Genomic DNA, 6,923 nt, shown 5'->3' with positions numbered 1-6,923 from the left:
GTCAAAAGGTTAATAGATTGTTTAGGTTAGTAGTAATAGATTTAGGTTTTTAGTTATTTTTTAAAGGTAAAGTTTAACAGATTGTATTACAAAGGAAGCAAGGAGGCCGTGAGGTTTCCTCTATTCAAAAGAAAAGAACAATTAAGGTTAAACAACATAAATGCTGAAGCTCGTTGAGAGTTTCAGCATTTATTTTATACCTATTCCATCTTTTTGCTGCAAAGAACATATCCCAGTCGGATACCATTAGCCTTTCAAGAACTCTCATTTCTTACGCAAGAAAAACTTAAAAGAACTACTTTCATTTTGTAAAGAAAATTACAATAAAAAACGATAATATCGCTTTCGCATTACAAAAGTGCCTGCTTTGCATTGCAATATAGGCCCTTTTGCGATGCAAAACAGGCACTTTTATAATGCAAAACAAGCTCTATCACAAAACTCTAACTATCAAATAGTTACGCTGAATAACGCTTTATGAAAATTCTAAACAATTCCCTCCCCTTCTATTTACCAATAAAATGCAGAATAACATCATATTTGGAACGTCCAAAAACAAATACCATTACTGTGTTTTTATCAATTTTCGAAAAGATAAAACGAAGGTAACTGAAGGTAGAAAGTAGAGGTGTTGCACTTAAATAGATGAAAGAAAAAGGTGATGTATCCTTATTTGATACATCACCTTTTCTCTTTCTCAAATCATCAACTAACTTAAATAATTTACTCTCTTAGAATAACTAATCAACTAATCTTTATTCTTGCAGAGTGCCTATGCTTCACCAGCAGCTGCAACTGCAACTATCATTGATACTATTAATACTTTCTTTTTACCTTAAACTGAGCGCCATTTGCACTCATATTGCCTATATCTTACTTCTTTTCTACGTGTACAAAGTTACAGCTTCTCAGTGTTTTACACAAATAGTTAAGTAAAGATTGCTCAATATTGGCGCTTTTATTGCCATGCGTCAAGCCGATTGACTTTTATCAATAACTATTTGCGAGCATCGCATTTTTTACGTAATTTTGCTGAACGATAGCGATATTAAAGCAATGGAGAAGAATATAGAACTGCAAAACGCATGGGACTTTGTAGAACACACAGGCATTAGTATCTTTCTAACAGGAAAGGCTGGAACTGGAAAAACAACTTTCTTGCGTACCATTAAGCAACATAGCACAAAGCGAATGGTAGTGGTTGCACCTACTGGAGTGGCTGCCATCAATGCTGGAGGTGTTACTATTCACTCGTTCTTTCAACTTCCTCTCTCCCCTTTCGTACCCGAAAGCATGGTAAAACCGCGCTTTGAATACAGCAAACAAAAGCGAAAGATAATGCGAACGCTTGACTTACTCGTTATCGATGAGATTAGTATGGTGCGCGCAGACATTATGGACGCTATCGATTCGGTGCTCCGTCGTTTCCGCGAACATAATAAACCGTTTGGCGGTGTACAGCTTTTGATGATAGGAGACCTGCAACAACTGACGCCAGTAGTTAAGCCTGAAGAGGAAGAACTACTGGGTAGATATTATAATACGCCTTATTTCTTCGACTCAAAAGCACTGCAAAGCATACAATATGTTACGATTGAGCTTACAAAAGTATTCAGACAACAAGACGAAACATTCATAAACATTCTGAATCACTTTAGAGATGGCAACGTAACAGACGATGATTTCAAAACTCTGAATAGTCGGTATCAGCTGAATTTCAAACCTGAAGAAGGCAGCGACTATATTCATCTGACAACTCATAATCGCATTGCCGACAACATAAACAACAATCAACTCAAGCAAATAGAATCGGAAGCGTATAGGTTTTGCGCTCAAATTGAAGGACAATTCCCCGAAAACAACTACCCCGCAGACTATGAACTAACACTAAAATGTGGTGCGCAGGTAATATTTATCCACAACGACCGTTTCGAAAGATACTACAATGGAAAGATTGGACGCATCACTTTCATTAACGAAGATAGGATTTTGGTAGCTTGTCCCGGCGACAATGAGGCCATAGAAGTAGAACCACAAACATGGGAAAATACTCGTTACACGCTCAACGAACGGACAAAGCAGATTGAAGGAGAAGTGTTAGGCACCTTCACACAGTATCCATTGAGATTAGCTTGGGCCATTACCATACACAAAAGTCAAGGTCTTACATTCGAACATGCCATCATTGATGCTCAGCAGGCATTTGCTTCGGGACAAGTTTATGTGGCTTTGAGCCGCTGTCGGTCGTTGGAAGGTTTGGTATTGGGCTCCCCATTGAATCAAAATGCTGTCATAAACGATACACGAGTAGATAGTTATATTGCTCAACAGAATATACGAGCAGCAGAGAGTATTAAGAATTTACCGCTGCTAAAAGAGGAATATTACAGAATGTTGATACTGGAACTATTCAACTTCAACGAAATTTCTGAACTTGAAACAGCACTTTTTAGAACTTTAGTCGAGCATTTCCACAAGTACGCAAAGTTAATAGCACTCCATCGAACAATCTTAGACGACTTGCAAAAGCGCATTCTCACCGTATCATCAAAGTGGATTCATCTTGTGAAAGGTATGCTAACGGAAGATTTGCACAGCCCAGAATTTCTTGAAAGAATCAGAAATGGCGCACGATACTTCTACAACGAGCTTACTGAAATATTCTCGGAGCAAATTGAAATAACTAAAACGGTGGAGAGTAAGAATAAGGAAGCGATGAAGCGCATAGATAATAACATTGCCGAACTCGAACAAACAAAACAGGCAAAGCTATTATTAATAGAGGATATGATGGAGGAAGACTTCACCACTAGCCGCTATCTGAAATGCAAACAAGAATCTATTCTGACATCAATGGGCGATGAAGATGGTCTCAAACAACGCGAAAAAAAGCGGAAAACAAAAGCAGAAAAGAAGCCTAAAGAAGCTACGCATGCTATAAGTTACAGACTTTATAAAGACGGAATGGACTTAAAAGCTATTGCAAAAGAACGCGGTCTTACACCGCAAACCATTGTAAGCCACATTGCAAGGTATGTTACAAGTGGCGAACTGAAGGCTACTGATTTCGTAGATACACAGAAAGCAAAGATAATTCGAGGCATACTAAAGACCATTTCGCCTGAAGACGGAATTAAAAACATTAAGGATGCTTGTCCATCGGGAATCACATACTCTGACATTACCTTTATATTAGCAGAAGAAAAAAGAGAAAAACAAGAAGAGAGTAAGAACGAATAAGAAGCAGAAGAAGAGGAGTTCTGTTGGTCAAAAAGAAAGAAGATGGATAAGAGGAAGGGAGAGTAAGAAGAAAAAAGAATGAGAACAATATGCAAAAAAAATGAGAACAAGAAGGCGAATCGAAAAAACGAACAATAAAATATCCTCATTCTCACCTCTCAACAGCAAAAACGTAATGTTATCGTACTTTTGTAATAAATCCGCTAAACAACCCACTAGAAAAAGCGAACACATTGTTTAGAGATATAAGAAAATAGTATTAAAAAACACCATCACAAGGCGAAATAAAGAACAAAATTATACACTAGAATACTAGAACGACCATAATTTTCCATAATTACACTAAAAAAGATGACCAAATTGTTGGCGATATGCTTTTTTATCCTTACCTTTGCAACAAATTATAGAACAATTTTTGATTACAAACATACAAAATAGTTATTAGTAAGTTAATAGTCAAACAAATGTTAGTTAGTACGTCTTCGTGATGAAAATGTACTTACGAGAATTGAGTCAAGTAATTTTTTGAGTTATTTAGTTAAGTGGCAAGGCCTATGTCTGCGTGAGCAAACATAGGCTATTTTTATGCTATTACTTCAAAAGAGAGATATACGCAATCGATAAAAGTATCTCCAGCAAAGCAAAAAAAATAAACATATAAGGCAAAAAGTAGATGCTTAAAGAACACAAAAAAAAGATATAAACCAATACAAAAGATAATAAGGTCTGCAAAAGAAGTATCACTTTTTGTAAAGAAAAACAATAGTCATCTACACTCATTATTTAGTAGTTTGAGAAAATATCCTAAGGGCTTTACATATCAAAAAGAATATTTGACTGAGGTTCTATGAGTGTTCTAATTTAACAATTTCACCTTATTATATATTATATCCCATTTAAAAAGAAAGACAACACTCGCTTAAAGGAAGATGATATACATTATTTTTTAAGCTGAAACATATATCAAAACGTTATAATTATTTTGAAAATTCCAACTAAATAGTTATTTTTGCAAAGAAAGACCGACAAAAAACGAAAGAGAAATATGGATAACTTAAGATTCGATGTAGTAAAAGAGGCATTTAGAAAACGTCCTGTAAAATTAGAAGTAACTAACGAACGCCCTTCAGAACAATTTGGGAAGTATGTCTTTAGTCGCGATAAGATGTACAAATACCTTCCTGTTGACATCTTCAACAAGATGATGGACGTAATGGAAAATGGTGAACGGCTTGATCGTTCTATTGCAGATGGTGTAGCAAATGGTATGAAAAAGTGGGCAAAAGACCATGGCGCTACACACTATACACACTGGTTTCAGCCACTAACAGAAGGTACCGCAGAGAAGCATGACTCCTTTATTGAATCAGATGGCAAAGGAGGAATGATTGAAGAATTCTCTGGAAAGCTGCTTGTACAGCAAGAACCAGATGCAAGCTCGTTCCCATCGGGTGGTATTCGAAATACTTTTGAAGCGCGGGGCTATTCTGCATGGGACCCTACAAGTCCTGTTTTTATCATAGACGACACTCTTTGTATCCCTACTATCTTTATTTCTTACACAGGAGAAGCGCTCGATTACAAAGCGCCTCTACTTCGTTCGTTGCGTGCAGTGAATAATGCTGCGAAAGAGGTTTGCCAGTATTTCTACCCAGACGTCAAGAAAGTACACACCAACCTTGGTTGGGAGCAAGAGTATTTCCTTGTAGACGAAGACCTATTCTTTGCTCGTCCAGATCTCATGCTTACTGGTAGAACTCTCATGGGGCACGACTCTGCTAAGAACCAACAAATGGACGACCATTATTTTGGTACTATCCCAGAACGTGTTCAAGCCTTTATGAAGGACTTGGAGATTCATTCTTTAGAACTTGGAATACCTCTAAAAACTCGTCATAACGAGGTTGCGCCAGGTCAATTTGAGCTGGCTCCTATCTTTGAAGAGTGTAATTTGGCGGTAGACCATAATATGTTGCTAATGGCACTTATGAAGAAGGTGGCTCACCGACACAGCTTCCGCGTGCTATTACACGAGAAACCTTTTGCAGGAATCAATGGTTCAGGAAAGCATAACAACTGGAGTTTGTCTACAGACACGGGTATATTGTTACACAAAAGTGGTAAAAACACAAACGACAACCTACGATTTGTTGTGTTCATTGTGGAAACTCTGATGGGTGTCTATAAGCACAACGGTTTGCTAAAAGCATAGGTTATGAGTGCAACGAATGACCATCGCTTAGGTGCAAACGAGGCGCCACCTGCCATTATTTCATCGTTTCTTGGAAGACAAATTACTGATTTACTTGAGCATATAGAAAAGGCTGACAAACAGAATCTATTTACTGTAAAAGGAAAACAAGGCATTCATCTCGATATTCCTGAAATACCTGAGCTTCTAATAGACAACACAGATCGAAACCGAACTTCTCCTTTTGCCTTCACTGGTAATCGCTTTGAGTTTCGCGCAGTAGGTTCAGAGGCGAACTGTGCCTCTTCGCTTATCGTCTTAAACACAGCTGTTGCTGAAGCCCTAACAAACTTTAAACAACGTGTAGACGCACTTACTGAACAAGGAGAAGACCAGATGAGTGCAATTATAGAAATTATTCGCCAAGACATTAAGACCTGCAAACCAATTCACTTTGATGGAAACGGCTATAGCGATGAATGGAAATTAGAGGCAGCACAGAGAGGATTAGACTGTGAATCAAGTTGTCCTATATGCTTTGATACCTATTTATACGATGAATCCGTACAAATGTTCGAAGCAATGAACGTGATGAAGCGTAATGAACTCAAGGCTCGGAATGAAGTAAAGTGGGAAACTTACACGAAGAAAATACAAATAGAAGCTCGTGTTATGGGCGATTTGGCTATGAATCATATCATACCTGTCGTCACACACTACCAAAGTCGACTGGCTAAAAACGTTAGTTCGATGATTGATATCTTTGGAAAGGAAGAGGGAGAACGACTTACGGCACGTAATGTAAAGATACTAAGGGATATTGCAGAACACATACAGGCCATAGAAACGGGTGTAGACGAACTTGTTGAAGCAAGAAAAATAGCTAACAAAATAGACTGCCAACGAGAGAAAGCCATTGCTTATCACGATATCATTACCCCAAAAATGGAAGAAATACGCCAACACATTGACAAGCTTGAGTTAATTGTAAGCGATGAAATGTGGACTTTACCAAAGTATCGCGAACTCTTGTTTATTCGTTAAAATAGCGTAGAATACAGCTTAGAGTATATACTGAAGGGGAGGTTATTCTCCTCTTTTTCTTTTTTATAAAAGCCCTAATATTTACATACAAGAATGAAAAAAGTAAGGCAATATATCAACAAAAGAGGCCTACTTTGCGAACGAAAAGAAAGAAACAAAAGTGTAAATATTTAATACTATCATAATTAACACACAACTACTTAAATACCAACAATTTACAATACCCATAGTTTTGCATTCAGAAACAGCCTGTATTGCACGGCAATATAGGCACTATTACAACGTAAAATAGGCACTATTGCGACGCAAAAGAAGTATCATCAGTATTTACTTGAATTTTCTTTTACAAATTAAAATAACGTTATAAGAAAATTGCAGTCTTTTTACAAGACCTTAATTAGGGTAATTCAGTTAATTCCCTCTTAAGAATCTCTGGAGACTGTCAAAT

Annotated in this window: 1 protein-coding gene and 1 pseudogene; both read left to right on the top strand. The window is 37.3% G+C overall.

Annotated elements, in window-relative coordinates; all coding sequences use genetic code 11:
• The first annotated feature begins 1,056 nt into the window (after positions 1 to 1,056).
• The gene (locus HXN26_RS10640) at positions 1,057 to 3,240 is read left to right on the top strand and encodes a helix-turn-helix domain-containing protein (protein WP_273161213.1); all 2,184 of its coding nucleotides are present in this window, start codon (positions 1,057 to 1,059) and stop codon (positions 3,238 to 3,240) included.
• A 1,045-nt stretch (positions 3,241 to 4,285) separates the two neighbouring features.
• A pseudogene (locus HXN26_RS10635) lies at positions 4,286 to 6,475 on the top strand (glutamine synthetase III family protein).
• Positions 6,476 to 6,923: the final 448 nt, after the last annotated feature.

Source organism: Prevotella aurantiaca (assembly GCF_015262605.1).
Lineage (GTDB): Bacteria > Bacteroidota > Bacteroidia > Bacteroidales > Bacteroidaceae > Prevotella > Prevotella aurantiaca.
Note: the sequence above shows the minus strand (reverse complement) of the source record. Positions and strands in the feature narration are given on the sequence as shown.